Source organism: Rathayibacter sp. AY1G1, assembly GCF_002932095.1.
GTDB lineage: Bacteria > Actinomycetota > Actinomycetes > Actinomycetales > Microbacteriaceae > Rathayibacter.
Map to the genome: position 1 here is coordinate 1 of NZ_PSUZ01000022.1, position 18,080 is coordinate 18,080.

Genomic DNA, 18,080 nt, shown 5'->3' on the forward strand with positions numbered 1-18,080 from the left:
GCTCGCCCGGGTAGTTGAGCAGCAGGACGTCGCCGCTCTCGGCGAAGGCGTCGGCGCTGGGCGCCGCCCCGGGGTCGAGGGTGGTGAGGGCGGCGTTCCACTCCGAGGTGAAGGAGTCGCGCACACGCTCGCAGAGGGAGCGGAGCGCATCGAGGTCGTCCGGCTCCGGAGCGAAGGCGTCCGGCCAGACCGGGGGGAAGCCGTAGACCTCGCCGGGCACCGTGAGCGCGCTGGGGTGGCCGAGCACGACGTCGCCGTAGGGCACGCGGAGTGCCTTCAGCGCCACGCGCGCGGTGAAGGCGAGGTGGTCGACCACGATCGCGTCGGGCTGCACCTCGTCGAGGATCACGCGCAGGCGCGCGGCGACGCCGGCCGGATCCCAGAGCAGGTCGGTGAGCCGCTCCCGTGCCTGGTAGGCGAGGGTCGGGACCATCCCGCGCCGGGTGGCGTCGAAGAAGCCGCGGAGGGACGCGCCCTCGTCGGGCGCCTGCTCCTCCGCGCGGATCGTGCCCGGGTTGGAGCCGCGCCCCAGCCGGAGCGCGATGTGCTCGAATCCGAAGCCGTCCACGATGGAGCGCGTCGCGTCGCCGGTCGCCACGACGACGCGCTCGCCCGCCTCCTGCCACGCTGTGCCGAGGGTCGCCAGCGGCAGCAGGTGCGACGCGTAGTCGGGGCTGATGATCAGCAGGGTCACGAGGCCCCCAGCACGAGCGGCGAGCGGAGAGGACGCTCCTGGTCCGCGGTCGCGTGCGCGTAGACGCCCGAGAGGGCATGAGCCATGGCCTGCACCGTGTAGCGCTCGGCGACCATCGCACGCCCGCGGGCCGCGGCGTGCTCGCCGAGAGGCCCTCCTGCGAGATCCAGTGCGGCGGCGGCGCCGGCGGCGAGCGCCGCGGGGTCGGCGGTGTCGACCAGGAAGCCGGTCTCCCCCTCCTCGACGTAGGTCGCGGGCCCGCCTGTCGCCGGAGCGACGACGACCAGTCCTGCGGAGAGCGCCTCGAGGAGGGCGATGCCGAACTCCTCCTTGACGCTCGCGCAGACGTAGGCGCCTCCCGGAGCAGAGAGCCCCGGTCGGCCGTGCCGGATCGCGCCGAGCCAGCGGGCCACGGTCCCGTTCGGGCGGTGGCCGGCCAGGAGCAGCCCGTCGGACGCGACGGCGCGGATGCGGTCGAGCTGCTCGCGCTCGTCAGGACTCGGGTCGGCGAGGTCGCCGCCGACCAGGAGCAGGTTGGCGCGCTCCCGGAGCGAGGGGTCGGACGCCCAGGCCTCGGCGAGCGCCGCCATCCCCTTCACCCGGTGCAGGCGGCCCACGCTGAGCAGCAGCGGGAGGCCGCGGCGGTGCTCGGGCAGCTCCTCCAGCAGGAGGTCGAGCGAGGCCAGGTCTCCGCCCTCGTCCAGCGCGACCGGCTCACCGGCGGCGGAGGCGCGCGCAGCCGCCTCGCCGCGCTCGACCAGGCCGACGTCGATCCCCTCCGGGACGATCGTGTGCCGCTCCGGGTGCGCGGTGATGTCGACGCCGATCAGCTCGCGGATGGTCGCCGCCAGCTCCTCCCGCGGGAACAGGACGGTGTGCGCGGCGTCGGCGGCCAGGCGCTGCACCAGGCGCACGCGGAACCAGAAGTGCTCGGCGGCGTCGCGCTCGCCGAAGTCCGCGCGGGTGAGGGCGCCGGACGCGTCCAGGCCCGCGATCAGGGCGTGCGGATCCGGAGCGAGGGTGAACACGACGGGGATCTCGAGCTCCCGGGCGACCGCGGCCGCCGCGAGGGATCCGACGTCCGCCATCCGCAGGTGCAGCACGTCGACCCGGCCGGCCTCGCGCAGGATCCGGCGGATGCCGCGCTCGGCGGCGATGCGGCGGCTCCACGCCTGGGGCATGGCGACGTGCGGCCCCACGAACGGGACCGGAGCGAAGCCGTGGCCGGAGTCGGGCAGCTCGCCGAGCGCGCGCTCGGCCTCGGCCGGGGTCCCGCGCGAGAGCGTGAGCACCCGGTCGATGCCCTCCTGCTCGACGAGCGAGTCGCCCAGGCGCACCAGCAGGGTCGCGATGCCGCCGTTGTCGCCGGCGCCCACCCGCGTCAGGGTGCCGTCGATGTCGGCGTGGACGAAGAGCTGCGCGACCGTCGGTCCGGCCTCCACGGCCGGTGCGGGGGCGAGGTCGCCCAGGGCGAGCCGGGCGAGGGGCCCGATCGGCGCCGCCTCCTCGGCCAGGCCGGTGAGCAGGAGCTCGGCGTCGTCGGAGCCGCGCTCGCCGAGCGCGTCCGTCGCGGCGGCCCGCGCCTCCAGCCCCTCCGCGCGATCGGCGGCCACGTGCAGGAGGGTGCGCTCGGCGATCGTGCCGGGCACGAGGCCCAGGGTCTCGACGAGCCGTGCCCGGGCCGCCGCTTCGCGCTCGCCGAGCAGCGCGCCCTCGAGCGCGACGGCGACGAGGTCGGGGGTCGAGGAGGCCCAGAGCAGGACGGTGCGCTGCGCGAGCATGCCGGAGAAGCCGCCGTCGCGGACCAGGCGCAGCAGCGGTCCGAGCGCGGCGGGGCGGGGCAGGCGCCCGCCGAAGGCCCAGGCGGCGTGCTCGCGGAGGTACGGGCGCTCGTCCTCGAGCAGCATCAGCAGCGCGAGGTCGGCCTCCTCGTCGAAGACCTGCGCGAGCGAGTGCACGGCCGCGATCGCAGTGAGCTGGTCCGAGGGGTCCAGGGCTGCGCGGGTGAGCAGGCGCACCGCGCGGCCGCCGCCGTCGCTCACCGCGGCGACCGTCAGCTCGTCGGCCATCCGGACGGCCTCGAGCAGAGTGGGAGCGGCGCGCACGGCGTCGAGAGCGGTCTGCGTGGCCATGGTTCACCTGGTCTGTCGGAGCGGAGAGTGCGACGGAGCGCGACTCCCGACCGCTGGAGCGGCCCAGGAGGAGCGGACCGGTACCGAGCATGCCGTGTGGGCGGCTGGGATTTCGCCACTTGCGTCGGATCTCCTCCCGCGGTACGGCCTCCTGTCAAGGGGGTGATGGCCGCAGTTCGTTTGCGCAACGCGCGAGGATCCTCAGCCGCGGGTCCACTCCAGGAGCCGCTCGACCGGCCAGGTGGTCACGATCCGCTCCTCCGGGACGCCGAGCCGCTCCGCCCGCTCCGCCCCGTAGTCGAGCAGGCCCAGCTGACCCGGAGCATGCGCGTCGCTGTCGATCGAGAACAGGCAGCCCTCTTGAGCGCGAGCGCGATCAGCTCGTCCGGCGGGTCCTCGCGCTCGGGGCGGGCGTTGATCTCGACCGCAGTGGAGTGGTCGGCGCACGCGCGGAACACGGCCCGGGCGTCGAAGGTCGACGGCGGGCGGGTGCCGCGCTCGCCCGACACCAGCCGCCCTGTGACGTGGCCGAGGACGTCGGTCCGCGGATCCGAGGCCGCCGCGACCAGCCGGGCGGTCATCTCGCGGGAGGGCAGCCGCAGCTTCGAGTGGGCGCTCGCGACGACCACGTCGAGGCGGTCCAGCAGCTCGTCCGTCTGGTCGAGCGCGCCGTCCTCGAGGACGTCGACCTCGATCCCGCTGAGCAGCCGCAGGGTCCCGGTGTCGAGGCCCGCGAGATGGGCCAGCTGCTCCTCCAGCCGCTCCGCGCTGAGACCGTGGGCGACCCGGAGCCGCGGCGAGTGGTCGGTGAGCGCCAGGTACTCGTGGCCGAGCGCGCGGGCCGCGTCCGCCATCGCGAGGACGGGCGTCGCCCCGTCGGACCACTCGCTGTGGCTGTGGAGGTCGCCGCGCAGCCGTCCCCGCAGAGCACTCGCGGGCGGAGGAGCGGAGCCGCGCAGCTCCGCGAGGTAGTCGGGCACCCGGCCCGACCGCGCCTGCTCGATCACCGTGAAGGTCGTGTCGCCGATCCCGGAGGCCCGCCGCACGAGGGCGAGGTCGTCCCGCTCGGCGGACGCCATCCCCTCCAGCACCGCGGCCGCCCGGCGGAACGCCTTCGCCCGGTAGCGGGAGGCCCGCTCCCGCTCGAGCAGTGCTGCGATCTCCTCGAGTGCCGCGATCGGGTCCATGCGCCCGGTCTACCACGGCGCCCGCCGCGGCCTCACCCCCTCGACGGTGGCCTCGGCTCCGGCCCCCGGCCTCATCCCGCCTCGGCCCCGCCCCGGTCCCGGCCCCTCGACGCTGGGAACCGGCCGAGCCCCGTTGCCGACCGCAACGATCGAGATATATCGTGATTCTCGTCCACTCGCGATGTATCGCGTTTCAGAAAGGCACCCCGGTGCAGGAGGAGGAGCTCATGTCCCTCGAGAAATGGCTCGTACAGGCCGGCGAGACGAAGGTCATCGACCTCGACGTCGTCCGCTCGGTCAAGGTCGCCCTCGTCGGCGGCCAGATCGACGTCATCGCCCACGACGAGCCGACCGCTCGCGTGGAGGTCCACAGCGTCGACGGTCGCCCGCTCAAGGTCTCGATGGACGGCGACCGCCTCGAGATCGACCACGTCCAGCTCCGCTGGGACACCATCGTCGATGTCGTGAAGGGTCTCGGCCGCCGCGGCGACCGCGCCGACATCAGCCTCCTCGTCCCCCGCGGCGTCGACCTCAAGTTCGACACCGTCTCGGCCGACGGCCTGGTCTCGGGTCTCCACAGCGACGCCCGCGTCTCGACGGTCGGCGGCGACATCGTCGTCGACGGCCTGCACGGCGACATCGAGGTGAACACCGTCCACGGCGAGCTCTCGGTCCGCAGCCACACCGGCCGCGTCACCGCGCGCACCGTCTCCGGCGACGTCACCGCGACCGGCGAGCTCACCCGCTTCACCGTCGACGGCGTCTCGGGCAGCGTGTTCGTCGACGCCGAGGGCACCCCCGACCGGATCCAGGCCAACACCGTCAGCGGCGACCTCACGATCCGCGTCGACGAGGGCCTCGGCGCCCGCTACCGCATCAACACCGTCTCGGGCACGCTCCAGCTCGACGGCTCCGTCGTCAAGGGCACCTTCGGCCGGGGCTTCACCTCGACCACGGGCTCGCTCGACTCGAAGTGGGTCGACGTCGCCGCCAACTCCGTCTCGGGAGACGTGGTCGTCGTCCGCCGGTCCGTCGCCGCGTCCTCCGCCTCGGTGGGCGAGGGCTGGGGCTCCCCCGGCGCCGGCCCCGCCGACGGCCGCCGCCCGATGGACGGGAGCTCGCTGTGAGCCCCGTCTTCGCGCACGGCCGCCTGCGCCTCTACCTGCTCAACCTCCTCGCCGAGTCGCCGCGTCACGGCTACGAGCTGATCCAGGCGCTCAGCGAGCGCTTCGGCGGCACCTACGCGCCCAGCGCCGGCACGGTCTACCCGCGCCTCGCGAAGCTCGAGGAGGAGGGACTCGTCACGAAGGAGGCCGACGGCCGCAAGACCGTCTACTCCATCACCGACGCCGGCCGCGCCGAGCTCGCGAACCGCGCGACCGACCTGGGCGACATCGAGGAGGAGCTCACCGACTCCGTCCGCCGGCTCGCCGACGAGGTCCGCCTCGGCGTCGCGGAGGCGATGAAGAGCCTCCGCGCCGACCTGGCCAGCGCCGCCCGCGACTCGCGGGAGCCCGGACGCCGACCGGAGCACTCCGCCGAGGAGCCGCGCCCGCAGGACACGTCCGGCACCCCCTCCGAGCAGCCCGCGCCGGAGCAGACCGCGCCGGTTTCGCCCGACGCGCGCACCGCCTCGCGGATCGCCCTGCGCGACGCCGAGGTGCTGCTCACCGAGTTCCGCGACGAGCTGCGCGCGGAGCTGCGCACCGCCGCCTCCTCGGGATCCGTGACGACCGCGAGCGTCGACGCCCTGCGCGCCGCGCTCGACGAGGCCCGCGCCTCGGTCCGCTCCACCCTGGACTGAGCCCGGACACCTCACCGCCGGGAGGGCGGGGATCCCGCCCGGGGTCCCCGCCCTCCCGGCGCTACTGCCGCCCGACCGCCAGCGCCTCCTCCTCCACGTCGAGGAACGCCAGAGCGCTCACCACCGCCGGCTCCTGGTACCGCCCCTCGGAGCGGGCGCGGAGCACCGCCTCCCGCTCGGCCGCGATCATCACGCGCCGGAGCCGGTTGTAGGCCTGCGGGAGCGGCTCCACACCCTCGCCCTCCGGCGGGTTCTCCAGGGCGTCGGCGAGGAACGTCGCGTTCCGCCGCAGCCGGTCGAGAACGCGGTCCTCCACTCCGTCCTGCGGCTCCGCGTCGAGCCGGGCGAGCCCGGCGGCCTGCGCCTCGGCGAGCAGCATCTGCTTCTCGACGTGCTCCTGCATCTCGTTCGGGGCCGGCAGCTTCAGGGCGCGGACGAGCCGCGGGAGCGCGAGCCCCTCGACGAGCGTCCCCGCCACCACGATGAAGGCGAGGAACTGCAGGAACGCGCGCTGCGGCGTCTCCGCGGGCAGGAGGAACGCGGCGGCGAGGGTGACCACGCCGCGGATGCCCGCGAACGACACCCCGATCGCGGTCGGCCAGGTCCACCCGCGCTGCTGCAGCCGGCGCGGACCGTGCCGGAACAGCAGCGTCGTCATGCACATCCAGGCCACGCGGCTCCCGACCAGCGCCGCGAGCACGGCCGCGCCGATGCCGACCGTCTGCCAGACCCCGATGCCCGAGTCGGCCGTCGCCTCCACCACCGACGACAGGCTCAGCCCGATGAAGAGGAACACCGCGTTCTCGAGCAGGAACTGGATCGTCCGCCAGTTGAGCGACTCCGCGATCCGCGCCTGCGCGGACTGGATGACCGGCGCCCGGTAGCCCAGGTAGAGCCCCGCGACCACGACCGCCAGCACCCCGGAGCCGTGCAGCAGCTGCGCCGGGATGAACGCGACGTAGGGCGTCACCAGCGAGAGGCTCGTGTCCAGGACGGACGACTGCACCTGCTTGCGCACGAACCCGAGCAGCACGGCGATGCCGATCCCGACCCCGCCGCCCACCGCCACGGCCAGCACGAAGTCGAGCGCGATGCGCCCGGGAGTGACCGTGCTGACGATCGCCAGGAGGGAGGCGTTCAGCGCCACCAGCGCGGTCGCGTCGTTGAGGAGGCTCTCGCCCTCGAGCACCGTGAGCATGCGCCGCGGCAGGCGGAGCCGCCCCGCGATCGCCGTGACCGCCACCGCGTCCGTGGGCGCCACGATCGCGCCGAACGCGAGGGCCGCGGCGACCGTGATCGCCGGGACGACCATCCAGGCCACCGCGCCGACCACCGCGACCGTGAAGACGACGAGCCCGACCGACAGCAGGAGGATGCTGTCGCCGCGAGCGCGGACGTCGAGGACGGAGGTGCGGATCGCCGCCGCGTAGAGCAGCGGCGGCAGGATCCCGAACAGCACCACGTCCGGCTCGACCACCACCTCCGGGATCCCGGGGACGAAGGAGGCGAGGGCTCCGACGGCGACGAGCGCCACGGGAGCGGACCAGTTCACCCGCCCCGACAGCCCGGTGACCAGGACGGTCACCACCACGAACGAGACGATCCAGACGATCGCGACGACGGGCTCCTCCATCGCGTCACTCCTCCCGGGCGTCCGCGCGCCACGGCCCCATTGTGGCCGCCCGGAGAGCAGCCCGGACAGCCGCCGGGAGGGTGCGGCTAGCGGCCGGCCTCGTGGATGTCGCGCGCCTTGGTGACCTTCGCCGGGTCCACCGGGTTCATGCCGAGCACGATCTTGCCGCGCGAGTGCCGCTTCTCGAGGTCGTCGAAGGCGTCCTGCACCTGGTCGAAGGGGTAGAAGCCCGAGACGAGCACCCGCAGCTTCTGCTCGCCGACGAGGCCGACCAGCTCGCCGAGGATCTCGGTGTCGCGCTGGGCGGTCTCGGCGTCGGGCCAGACGGCGCGCAGCTCGATCTCCTTGCGGTCGTCGCTGGAGTGGAATCGGCCGGCCGCGATGCCGAGCTCGTCGGCGAGGGCGTCGTTCTCCCCGCCGAAGTTGTCGAGGAACACCGTGACCCCGCCGGGCGCCGCGGCCCGGATGCGGTCGGCGATCCCGTCGCCGTAGACCACCGGCTTCACGCCGATCTGGCGGAGGTAGTCGAAGTTGCGCTCGCCGCAGGTGCCGATCACCGTCGCGCCACGGAGCTTCGCCAGCTGGATCTCGAGACTGCCGACTCCTCCGGCCGCCGCGGAGACGAGGACGGTGTCGTCGGGTCCGACGTGCGTGGCCTCGAGCGCGCGCCACGCGGTCACTCCGGCGAGGAACAGCGCGCCGCCGACCTCCCAGCTCACGGAGGCGGGCTTGGCGACGAGGTTGCGGCGCGGCACCACGACGTGGGTCGCGTGCGAGCCGACGAGCGCGTGGCCGACCACGTCGCTGCGGAGCTTGATGTCGGTGACGCCCTCGCCGAGGGCGACGACGACGCCCGAGAAGTCGGTGCCCTGGCGCATCGGGAAGGCCGCGGAGTGGTCGGAGTCGAACTGGCCCTGCCGGATGAACGCCTCCATGTGGTTCACCCCGGCGGAGAGCACCTCGACCAGCACCTCGCCCGCCCCGGGCTTCGGCCGCTCGACCTCGACGATCTCGAGGACGTCCGCGTCGCCGAAACGGCTGTACTGGACGACGCGGGCGGCGGTGGGGCTCAGACGGGACATGCGCTCATCATCCGCCCCCGCCGCCCGAAGCCCCTGACCCCCGAACGGGGGCGTGCGACTCAGGAGGGGTCGCTCGGGCAGTACAGCTGGGTGCGCGGACCGGAGCGGTCGATGACGTGCTCGGACATCGGCCGGCCGCAGAGCGGGCATGCCTGCCCCGCGGGCGCCTCCTGCTCGGGCTGGTCGTACGGGCCGAGCGGCGGCGGGCCGATCCAGGGGAACAGCCGCGCGTTGAAGCGCTGGTAGAGGGAGCCGGTCTTCTTCCGCGTCATATCCTTAGTGTACTAACCATCAGGGCACGATGAGAGGATGACGCCGTGGAAACCGACCCGCTCGCCCTCCAGAACCAGGTCTGCTTCTCCCTCGCCGTCGCGGCGCGCACCGTCATCGGGCTGTACCGCCCCGTGCTCGAGCCGCTCGGGCTCACGCACCCGCAGTACCTCGTGATGCTCGCGCTCTGGGAGCGGAGCCCCCGCTCGCTCGCCGACCTCGGCTCCGCGCTCCGCCTCGAGCCGGCCACGCTCAGCCCGCTCGTGAAGCGCCTGGAGGCGAGCGGCCACGTCACGCGCGCCCGGAGCAGCGACGACGAGCGCCGCCTCGACGTCGCGCTGACCCCCTCCGGAGCGGCCCTCCGCGAGCAGGCCCTGCAGGTTCCTCCGCAGATCGTGGAGCGGCTCGACGTCCCCCTCGAGGAGCTCACCGCGCTCCGCGACAGCCTCACCGGCCTGATCGGAGCCGCGACCCGCGACGGCCGCTGACCCCCCGCTCGGGGCGCCGGCCGCGAGGACGCCGGCCGTCGCTCCCCGCCGCACCGGGAAACTCCCGGTCACAGCGCGGGATCAGCCTCCGCTCGGCCCGCTCCCGGCCGTCTTGACTGCCCCCTCGCACGGAGTAGTGTCATCGCTCGTGACACACGAGGGGCCCCCGTCCGCCGCGGACGGATCATCGGCCGACGCGACCGAGCTGCGCACCGCCAAGCACTTCTTCATCGGCGAGCCGCTCCCCAGCGACAAGCTCGAGGGACAGCTGCTGCAGAAGCGGCTCGCGCTCCCCATCTTCGCCAGCGACCCGCTCTCCTCCGTGGCCTACGCGCCGCAGGAGCTGCTGATGATCCTGCTGCTCGGCGGGCTCTCCTTCCTCACCTTCGCCCCCTGGGTGGCCGCATGCGTGGTCGTCCTCCTCGTCGTGGTGGTGCTGAGCTACCGCCAGCTGATCCGGGCCTACCCGTCCGGCGGCGGCGACTACGAGGTCGCCCGCACCAACCTGGGCGAGACGGCGGGCCTCACGGTCGCCGCCGCCCTCCTCGTGGACTACGTGCTCACCGTGGCCGTGTCGGTCGCCTCCGGAGTCGACAACATCATCTCCGCAGTACCCGAGCTGGCGCCGCTGCGGGTCGAGCTGGCCATCCTCTTCGTGGTGCTGCTGGCGGCCGTGAACCTCCGCGGCGTCTCGGAGTCGAGCCGCGCCTTCGCCGTCCCGACGTACCTCTTCGTCGCGAGCGTCTTCGTCATGGTCGTCGTCGGCCTGGTCCGCACCGCCTTCGGCGACACCCCGGTCGCGGAGTCGGCGGGCTTCACCGTGCAGGGCGAGCAGCTCACGCAGGCGGCCGTCGTCCTCCTGCTGCTGCGCTCCTTCGCGAGCGGCTGCGCGGCGCTCACGGGCGTCGAGGCCATCTCGAACGGTGTGCCCGCGTTCCGCGCCCCGAAGGTCAAGAACGCCCAGCGCACCCTCGTCGCGATGGGCACGATCGCGATCGTGCTCTTCGTCGGCCTGACCGCCCTCGCCCTGCTCTCGAACGTGCACTACGCCGAGAACGCCTGCCACCTGGTGGGCTTCGCCGACTGCGCCACGACCCCGCAGCGCTCCGTGATCGCGCAGGTCGCCGCCGCCACGTTCGGCAACAACACGATCCTGTTCTTCATCATCCAGGCCGCGACCGCCGCCGTCCTGCTCCTCGCGGCGAACACCGCGTTCAACGGCTTCCCGCTGCTGGGCTCCGTGCTGGCCCGCGACGGCTACGCGCCCAAGTCGCTGAACACCCGCGGCGACCGCCTCATCTACTCCAACGGAGTGATCATCCTGGCGCTCGTCGCCGCGATCATCCTGCTCGTCTACCAGGCCTCGCTCACGAGCCTCGTGCAGCTGTACATCATCGGCGTCTTCGTCTCGTTCACGCTCGGGCAATCGGGCATGGTCAAGCACTGGGTGCGGATGATCCGCAACGGCGAGGGCTCGCGCACCGTCTACACGAGCCTGGCCATCAACCTGTTCGGCGCGACGCTGACGTTCGCGGTGCTCGTCGTCGTCACGATCACGAAGTTCACCCACGGCGCCTGGCTCGTCTACCTGGTGATGCCGATCCTCGGCGTCCTGATGGCCGGCGTCTACCGCTACTACCGCGACGTCGAGAAGGAGATCGAGGTCGACCCGACCACGACCTTCGGCGCCAACGGCGACCACGCGATCGTGCTGGTGGGCCGGATGAACAAGCCCACGCTGAAGGCGCTCGACTACGCCATCGCGGCGCGGCACGAGACGCTGGAGGCGGTGCACTCCTCCATCGACGACGCGCAGACCGCGCAGCTGAAGGCCGACTGGGCGCAGATGGACATCGAGGTGCCGCTGCGCTGCGTGGCCTCGCCCTATCGCGACATCTCGTACCCGCTGATCAAGTACATCAAGGCCCACCGCCTCGAGCACGGCTCCGAGATCACGACGGTCTACATGCCGCAGTACATCGTCGGGCACTGGTGGGAGGCGTTCCTCCACAACCACAAGTCGCGGCGGATCCGCCAGAAGCTCCTGCTGGTGCACGGAGTGACGGTGGCGCTGGTGCCGTGGCTGCTCGACTCGTCCGAGCTCATCTACGGGCGCCGCTCCCGGCCGATCCCCGGCCAGACGCGCCGCGGCGAGCCGGTGCGCCCGGTGACCCGCCGCCCGATCCCGCCCGCGTCCTCGCTCCCCCAGGGAGCCGCCGGCGAGGGCGCTCCGCGCATCCCGCAGCGCCCGGCCGCGCAGAACCGGCCGCGCTCGAAGCGGCGCTGAGGCGACGGGAGCTGCCGGCAGCGGCCCGGAAACGGGTAGAGGGCCCGCGGCGTGTGCCGCGAGCCCCCGATTTCCCCTTAGTGCCTTCCCCCGAAGGCGGCCCGCCCCAACGGGCCGTGTCCGACGCTATCGGTGGGCTATGCACCGGCGCATCCTCCTCGCGACGGATGCCCGTGCTCCCTTGAGACGACAGGCTCGTCCTCCGCCGTCTCAGACGATGGCCCCGCGCACCCCTCGGCCGGTGAGCCACCAGACCGCCGCGACGGCGACCGCGGCCGCCGCGCCGCCGCCCACGAGCAGGATCGCCGCCCGCACCACGTGCGCCCGGTAGGCGGCGTCGAGCGGATCGATGCCCGCACCCGCCAGCACGATCCCGGCGGGAACCACCGCGGCCGCGAGCACCACGGCCGCGGCCGCGATGCGCACCGGCTGCCGGCCGTCGGAGCGGAGCTTCCGGGGACGGCGACCGATGTACCAGACCACCGCGCCGATCCCGAGCCCGAGCAGCCCGAGCACACCGCTCGCGTACTGCGCCCATCGGAAGCCGGGGAAGGGCCCGAGCTCCTTCTGCAGCAGCGGGATCGCCGAGACGAAGAGGCCGCCCCGGTGGGTGAAGCCGTCCCACATCACGTGGCTGGCGGCTCCGATCGCGATGCCGGCGGCCGCGAAGACGAGCACGCGGATCCATGCGGCGGCCCCGCGGGGAGGCGAGCGCCGGGGACGCAGGCGCGAGCGGACCAGCGCGGGCGCGAGGTCGCGCCAGGCCGGAGCGACGACCGCGCTCCACAGCGCGAGGCCGAGCATCCCGAGCAGCAGGTCGACGGTGACGACGCCGAGGAGGGAGTGGGTGGACTCGCGGGCGACGGCGATCGGGAGGTACATGCCGATGTCCGGGACCATCGCGCCGATGGCCACGGCCGCGGCGGGAATCCGGCCGTTCGAGAACGCGAGCGCGACGACGGCGTGGCTCGGCGTGAAGGGCATGACACGCACGCTATCCCGGCAACGCGACCGGCGAGTGTCCGCGTCGCGGAGCGCGCGTCACCGATCGCGGTCCGGCTCCTGCGCTCCGCTCCGGCTCGTCGGCCTCCCGGGGCCGGCGGTCAGTCCGAGGAACGTGATCCCCAGGACGAGGAACACCGGCCAGACCGGATTCCCGAGGACCGCGAAGACCGCTCCCGCCGCGAGGAACAGCGGACCCGTGACCGCGTTCCAGCGCCGGGACGCCTCCTCCGACGAGATCCGACCCGAACCCTTCCCGTGCTGTGCGCGCGCCATCCCTCACGCTAGATCGCCTCCGCGGGGCCCGCCTCCCCCGTCCGGCGGAGCCGCGCGCTCGGGGAGCTCCGAGCGCGGCGACCGTAGAATCGTCCGGAAGTCCGGCCCTCCGGGCCCAGCGGCGACGGATCGGAGCGGGTGTGCGGAAGGCGTTCGCGATCCTCCGCCTGGCCCTCGCCGGGCTGGGCGCGGTCGGACTCGTCGGCGACTTCTTCTACACCCTGGGCTTCCGCGCGTTCCAGATCGACAACTTCTTCGCCTACTTCACGACGCAGTCGAACATGGCCGGGGTCGTGGTGCTGGGCCTGTCCGGCCTGGTCGCCCTCGCGCGCGAGCGGGAGCCGCGCTGGCTCAGCACGGTGCGGGCGCTCGTGCTCACCTACATGGTCGTGTCGGGGATCGTCTTCGGGCTGATCGCGGTCGAGGCCAACAACCGCGGCGTGCGGGTCGACGTGCCCTGGTCGAGCGCGCTCCTGCACTTCGTGATCCCGACGCTCGCGATCCTCGACTGGATCCTCGGACCCGGCCGCCGCCCGGTCGCCTGGCGCGGGGCGCTGACCGTGCTCGGCTTCCCGATCGTCTGGGGCGTCATCACCCTGGTCCGCGGGGCCCTCATCGGCTGGTACCCGTACTTCTTCCTCGACCCCGGCCAGGTCGACGGCCCCGTGATGTTCGTGCTCTACGACGTGATCGTGCTGAGCCTGATCTCCGGCATCGCCGCGTTCGTCCTCGCGCTCAGCCGGGTGCGGCCGCTCGGGGCGGCGCACGCGTCGGAGTGGCGGGGGCCGCTGGCGCGGCTCCGCGAGCTCGTCAGCCGGGGACGACGGCGAACGGCTCGAGCGCCGTCTGCGCGAGGGTGACCAGCTCGTCGTCGCTGAGATCCTGCAGCGAGAGGGCCTGATCCGCTCCGACCAGCCCGACGAGCACCGCCTCGCCGGTCGACGGCTGAAGATTGAGCCACTCGGTGATGCCCGCCTCGGAGCCGACGAGCGACCAGCGCGCGGGGGCGTCGGCCTCCCAGAACGCCTCGTCGAAGCGCAGCCACAGCGTCTCGACGACACCGGAGCCGAGGGCCGCGACGGCCGCGCGCTGCGCGAACGGGAGCGGCGGGTCGAAGGCGATCGCGTCCGTCTGGAGCACCCCGATCGGCACGGTGACCAGCACCCGGTCGGCTGTGAACGACTCGCCGGTGCCCAGGCGGATGCTGACGCCGGTCTCCGTGTAGCCGATGCCGCTCACCACGGCGCGCAGCGAGACCTCGACGTCAGCGAGCAAGGTGTCGACCAGGGGCGCGAGCCCGTCGGTCAGCAGCGCGTCGCCGGAGTCGTCGCTCAGCTCCTCCGCGGTCGTGGCGGCGGAGGCGTCGCCCAGTCCGTACCAGGAGGAGAGCTCCTCGGGAGCGGCGCCGGTGCGCAGTGCGGTCGTCCCGGCGAGGTGCGCCGCCACGCGGGCGGCGTCGCCGTCGCCGGAGCCCGGCTCGGCCTCGGCGGGATCGGGCGCTCCGGAGCCGGCGAACGACTCGGCGAGCGCCAGATCCTCCGGCTGCTCCGCTCCCCACTCGAGAGCACGGGTCAGGGCGTCGGCACCCGTGGTGCCGGTGTCGAGAGCCGCGCCGTCGGCATCGCTCGAGCGGACGTCGGCGAGGTCGACCGCGGTCGTGACCACGCCCGCGTCCGCGATGCTCTCGCGCAGGGCGGCTCCCGCGCCGGTGAGGGCCCAGGCTCCGGTCTCGACGGCGATCGGCCAGCCGTCCGGAGTCGCGGTGGCGATGCGGCCGCCGGTGCGCTCGCGCGCCTCGACCACGGTGACGTCGAAGCCCGCGTCGGACAGGCGCCGCGCGGCGACCGCTCCGGCGAGACCGGCCCCGACGATCGCGATCCGCTCGCCCTCGTCGGCGACGGCGCTGATCTCGGCGGCCGCGCGGACCCCGGAGCTCCAGGCGCCCTGGAGCGTGCCGGGCGCCTCCGTGTCGGTGGCCTCGCCCGCGAGGAAGACGCGGTCGAGGACCGCGGTGCCCAGGTCGGTGCGGTGCTGCGGCGTCGCGCCGACGGGCAGGTAGGAGACGGAGCCGAGCGCGTACGGATCCTCGGCCCAGGCGGAGCGCACGAAGGCGGCCGGCGCGGGGACGGCGGTGGTGCTCGGCGTGGGCACGGGGGCCTTCGTGACCGAGCGGGTCGGCGTCGGACGCGACGGCGTGCAGCCCGCGAGGGCCAGGAGCCCGACTCCCGTGGCGGCTCCCGAGAGGAAGAGGCGGCGTCCGATCGTCATCCCGGACATCCTACGTTCTCGGCGTTCGGCCGGGGCGGCGCGGTGCTGACCCCACCCGGGCACGCGGCCCACTTCGAGGTGCGGGGTGACGGCGGGACGGCGAGCGGATAGCGTCGGGGCAGCGCGGACCGGGCCGCGGCGACGGGGGACGCGGCATGGACACGACACGGACGCGGACCGCGACGACGACGGCCGGGGCCCCTCCCCGCAGTCACCTCCACGCGGTGCTGCTCGGCGCACTGGGGATGATCGTGGCCCCGCTGCTCGTCGTCCTCGCGACCACGGCCTGGTCCTCCCCCGGACCCGAGGAGTACGTCCGCATGGCGCTCGGCTCGGTGGTCGCGGCGTGCGTCTCGGTGGTCGGCGCCTGGTGGCTCGCCTTCGAGCGGCGCAGCGCCGGGGCACCCGGTCGCACCTGGTTCTGGGGCGTCGCGTGCCTCTTCACGGTCAGCGCGGTCTCGACCGTCGGAGCCGCCGCCGACCGCCTCACCGGCCTGATCACGGGCTGAGCAGGTGGACGTCCAGGCGCGGTCACCGCGCTCGCCTCACTCCTCGGCGACCGCCCCGATGGTCGCGAGTCCCTCCTCGAGCGAGCGGCAGCAGCATCGGTGCCGGTGATCGCCCCGACGAGACGACCGAGCGGCTCCGGCTGTTCCGTCCCGCCGAGAGCGATCTGGACGAGCTGTGGCGGCTGTACTCCGACGAGCGGATCGCGGCGGGCGACCCCCTCCTCCGGCACGACTCCGTCGAGCAGACCCGGGCGGTGCTCGCCCGCCGGACGGCGCAGTGGGCACGGGACGACCTCAGCAGCTGGGTCGTCCGGCTGCGGAGTCCCGAAGGCGGCGCGGACGGCGCGATCGGGATCGGCGGATGCACCCTCCTCGCCGACACGGCCTGGAACGTCGCGTTCACCGTTCATCCGGACCACTGGGGCAGGGGGTACGCCCAGGAGGTCGCCTCCGCAGGCATCGCGCGGGCGCGGCGGCTCCGACCCGAGCTCCCCGTGACCGCGGTCGTCGCGGAACACAACGAGCGATCGCACCGCACGGTCGCTCGACTCGGTCTCGACCGGAGGTGGGAGGGCCCCGACGCGCACAGCCCCGACCCCGCGGCTCGCATCGTGCTCTCCTCCGACCGCCTCCTCTCCGACGATGAGATCGGCCGCCTCACGAGCTGAAGGCGCCGCGTAGCGCTGATCGCCGCAGGCAGCAGCGGAGCCGAGACGCCTGCGCGAGACCGGGACGTCACGTTCCGGTGCGCCTCCTGGCCCCATCTTTCTTCCCGGCGGGCGGCGCTGCGCACGAGTGGGTGGGTGGGCGGCGCGGCACTCGCGCTGACCCCTCTCGCGATCGCGCTCGGCTGGCGAGTCGGGGCAGGAAGGGCGCGGAGGTACTCGCCGGACCGGGCATCCGAAGCCGGTCGCCTCGAGGGGCATTAGCGTCGTCGGATGGCGAGCATCACGTACCCCGCACCCCTCCGCGCCGGAGGCCGGGTGGAGGTGCCCGCGCCCTCGATGGGAGTCCCCGCGCACCTGCACGACCGGCTGCAGGACGCCGCGCGCCGACTCGGCTCGGCGGGATACGACGTCCGGGTCCGGCCGCACGCCCTCCTCGGCGGACTCGCTCCGGCGTCCGCCGCGGATCGGGCGGCCGACCTGCACGACGCCTTCCGGAGCGGGGACGCGGTCCTTCCTCCGTGGGGCGGCGAGCTCGCCGTCGAGCTGCTGGAGAGGCTCGACTGGCACGCCCTCGCGGAGGCCCGGCCCTGGTTCGTCGGCTGGTCGGACGTCTCGACGCTGCTCCTGCCCCTGACGACGACGACCGGGCTCGCGACGATCCACGGCGCCAATCTGATGGACGAGCCGTGGGAGCTGCCGGTCGGGTTCCACCGCTGGACGGAGGTCGCCGGCCTCGAGCCCGGAGCCGCGTTCACGCAGCACGCCGCGCCGCGACGCCGGAGCCGTCCGTGGGGTGCGTGGGCGGACGAGCCGCTCGACCGCGATCGGGCCTACGAGGAGCCGGCCCGCTGGCGCTCGCTCGACGGGGCAGCGGACGCGGCGATGTCCGGCCGCTTGATCGGCGGATGCCTCGAGACGGTGTCCCTGCTCGCGGGCACGCCCTACGGCGACGTGCCGGGCTTCGCTCGCCGCTACGCGCCGGAGGGCACCGTCGTCTACTTGGAGGCGGCCGGGTCCGACTCCGTCTCGGTGCTCCGGATGCTCACCTCCCTCCGCCTCGCGGGCTGGTTCGAGCAGGCGACCGGCGTCCTGATCGGCCGGACCGAGGGCGCGTCCCTGCCCGAGCTGAGCCAGGAGGACGCGGTGCAGCGCGCTCTCGGCGATCTCGGCGTGCCGGTGATCCTCGACGTCGACACCGGGCACCAGCCGCCGCAGATGCCCCTGGTCAACGGCGCGCTCGCCGAGATCGCGCTGAGCGGGCCGACGGCCTCGATCACGCAGCGGCTCGTGCCCTGACGGCGCGTGCGGAGAGATCCCGTCGAGCAGTGCCAGCGCCTCGCGGCCCGGTCGTTGCCGCTCCCGGCCCTCCTCCGCCCGCCGAGCGCAAGGCCGAGCGGCGGGGAGGCGCCGAGTGGTAGACCTGGGGGCATGAGCAACGACATCCGCGCACTCGCCGAGGGCGAGAGCTACCTCGCCTTCTTCCAGGGCGGGCCGTTCGACGGCCAGACCGAGAACCGCGTCAGCACCGAGGGGGGCTACGAGAAGGAGGTCGACGTCTACGCCGCCGTCGACGGCCAGGAGACGCACCTCGTGTACAACGCCGTCTCCGCGAAGGAGGTCGGCGAGGCGGTCCACGTGACCTACTCGATCGACACTCCCGACTCCGACCCGATCGAGGACCCGGAGGACCGCGGCGGCGGATTCCAGTAGTCCGCACCACCCTTCGGATGCCGCTCCGGCGTCGCGCTCAGCGCGGCCGGGGTGGCATCGGCATGTGAGG

General features: G+C 73.9%; 16 protein-coding genes and 2 pseudogenes. 9 read left to right on the forward strand and 9 right to left on the reverse strand.

Annotated elements, in window-relative coordinates:
* From C5C36_RS12635 to C5C36_RS12645, 3 genes and pseudogenes are all read right to left on the reverse strand, one after another.
* A pseudogene (locus tag C5C36_RS12635) lies at window positions 1-694 on the reverse strand (glycosyltransferase); the annotation flags it as partial.
* Window positions 691-2,826: a glycosyltransferase gene (locus C5C36_RS12640; RefSeq protein WP_104263103.1), complete on the reverse strand. Its 2,136-nt coding sequence runs from the start codon at window positions 2,824-2,826 to the stop codon at window positions 691-693. The gene C5C36_RS12640 and the pseudogene C5C36_RS12635, both read right to left, overlap by 4 nt.
* 201 nt (window positions 2,827-3,027) lie before the next feature.
* Window positions 3,028-4,013, reverse strand: a pseudogene (locus C5C36_RS12645) (PHP domain-containing protein).
* Between the two features lie 227 nt (window positions 4,014-4,240).
* Between C5C36_RS12645 and C5C36_RS12650 the strand changes: the two are divergent.
* Both C5C36_RS12650 and C5C36_RS12655 read left to right on the forward strand, forming a co-directional pair.
* Window positions 4,241-5,140, forward strand: a complete 900-nt coding sequence (locus C5C36_RS12650; RefSeq protein WP_258063310.1) for a hypothetical protein — start codon at window positions 4,241-4,243, stop codon at window positions 5,138-5,140.
* The gene (locus tag C5C36_RS12655; protein WP_104247409.1) at window positions 5,137-5,817 is read left to right on the forward strand and encodes a PadR family transcriptional regulator; all 681 of its coding nucleotides are present in this window, start codon (window positions 5,137-5,139) and stop codon (window positions 5,815-5,817) included. Before C5C36_RS12650 ends, C5C36_RS12655 begins: the two co-directional genes overlap by 4 nt.
* A 61-nt stretch (window positions 5,818-5,878) precedes the next feature.
* On the opposite strand, the gene C5C36_RS12660 is transcribed toward C5C36_RS12655, so the two are convergent.
* From C5C36_RS12660 to C5C36_RS12670, 3 genes are all read right to left on the reverse strand, one after another.
* Complete coding sequence (locus tag C5C36_RS12660) at window positions 5,879-7,450, reverse strand: sodium:proton antiporter (RefSeq protein ID WP_104223748.1); 1,572 nt, start codon at window positions 7,448-7,450, stop codon at window positions 5,879-5,881.
* 86 nt (window positions 7,451-7,536) lie between these two features.
* Window positions 7,537-8,532 carry an NADP-dependent oxidoreductase gene (locus C5C36_RS12665; protein ID WP_104223749.1) on the reverse strand — a complete coding sequence of 332 codons (996 nt, stop codon included), beginning with the start codon at window positions 8,530-8,532 and terminating at the stop codon, window positions 7,537-7,539.
* A 59-nt stretch (window positions 8,533-8,591) separates the two neighbouring features.
* The gene (locus tag C5C36_RS12670) at window positions 8,592-8,804 is read right to left on the reverse strand and encodes a hypothetical protein (RefSeq protein WP_104223750.1); all 213 of its coding nucleotides are present in this window, start codon (window positions 8,802-8,804) and stop codon (window positions 8,592-8,594) included.
* A gap of 45 nt (window positions 8,805-8,849) precedes the next feature.
* On the opposite strand from C5C36_RS12670, the gene C5C36_RS12675 reads away from it, so the two are divergent.
* Together C5C36_RS12675 and C5C36_RS12680 are read left to right on the forward strand one after the other, a co-directional pair.
* Complete coding sequence (locus tag C5C36_RS12675; protein WP_104223751.1) at window positions 8,850-9,290, forward strand: MarR family winged helix-turn-helix transcriptional regulator; 441 nt, start codon at window positions 8,850-8,852, stop codon at window positions 9,288-9,290.
* 148 nt (window positions 9,291-9,438) lie between these two features.
* Window positions 9,439-11,577, forward strand: a complete 2,139-nt coding sequence (locus C5C36_RS12680; RefSeq protein ID WP_374952928.1) for an APC family permease — start codon at window positions 9,439-9,441, stop codon at window positions 11,575-11,577.
* Window positions 11,578-11,787: 210 nt separating this feature from the next.
* Here the strand turns inward: C5C36_RS12680 and C5C36_RS12685 are convergent, their stop codons facing one another.
* On the reverse strand, window positions 11,788-12,561 hold the full coding sequence (locus C5C36_RS12685; protein WP_104309840.1) for a DUF4184 family protein: 774 nt from the start codon (window positions 12,559-12,561) through the stop codon (window positions 11,788-11,790).
* Window positions 12,562-12,618: 57 nt separating this feature from the next.
* Window positions 12,619-12,855 carry a hypothetical protein gene (locus C5C36_RS12690; protein WP_104309841.1) on the reverse strand — a complete coding sequence of 79 codons (237 nt, stop codon included), beginning with the start codon at window positions 12,853-12,855 and terminating at the stop codon, window positions 12,619-12,621.
* Between the two features lie 140 nt (window positions 12,856-12,995).
* Here C5C36_RS12690 and C5C36_RS12695 point away from each other — a divergent pair, with 140 nt between their 5' ends.
* Window positions 12,996-13,715 (forward strand): Pr6Pr family membrane protein, encoded by a 720-nt coding sequence (locus tag C5C36_RS12695; protein ID WP_104233845.1) that lies wholly within the window; start codon window positions 12,996-12,998, stop codon window positions 13,713-13,715.
* Here C5C36_RS12695 and C5C36_RS12700 read toward each other — a convergent pair.
* Window positions 13,666-15,123, reverse strand: a complete 1,458-nt coding sequence (locus C5C36_RS12700) for an NAD(P)/FAD-dependent oxidoreductase (RefSeq protein WP_159940124.1) — start codon at window positions 15,121-15,123, stop codon at window positions 13,666-13,668. The genes C5C36_RS12695 and C5C36_RS12700 overlap by 50 nt on opposite strands.
* A 155-nt stretch (window positions 15,124-15,278) precedes the next feature.
* Between C5C36_RS12700 and C5C36_RS17655 the strand changes: the two genes are divergently transcribed.
* From C5C36_RS17655 to C5C36_RS12715, 4 genes are all read left to right on the forward strand, one after another.
* Window positions 15,279-15,632: a hypothetical protein gene (locus C5C36_RS17655; protein WP_181133814.1), complete on the forward strand. Its 354-nt coding sequence runs from the start codon at window positions 15,279-15,281 to the stop codon at window positions 15,630-15,632.
* A complete protein-coding gene (locus tag C5C36_RS12705; protein ID WP_181133815.1) occupies window positions 15,557-16,300 on the forward strand; it encodes a GNAT family N-acetyltransferase in 744 nt (247 codons plus the stop codon). Before C5C36_RS17655 ends, C5C36_RS12705 begins: the two co-directional genes overlap by 76 nt.
* 270 nt (window positions 16,301-16,570) lie before the next feature.
* A complete protein-coding gene (locus C5C36_RS12710; RefSeq protein WP_104288434.1) occupies window positions 16,571-17,596 on the forward strand; it encodes a S66 peptidase family protein in 1,026 nt (341 codons plus the stop codon).
* A gap of 132 nt (window positions 17,597-17,728) precedes the next feature.
* Window positions 17,729-18,010 (forward strand): oligoribonuclease, encoded by a 282-nt coding sequence (locus C5C36_RS12715; RefSeq protein ID WP_104223758.1) that lies wholly within the window; start codon window positions 17,729-17,731, stop codon window positions 18,008-18,010.
* The last annotated feature ends 70 nt before the right edge of the window (window positions 18,011-18,080 follow it).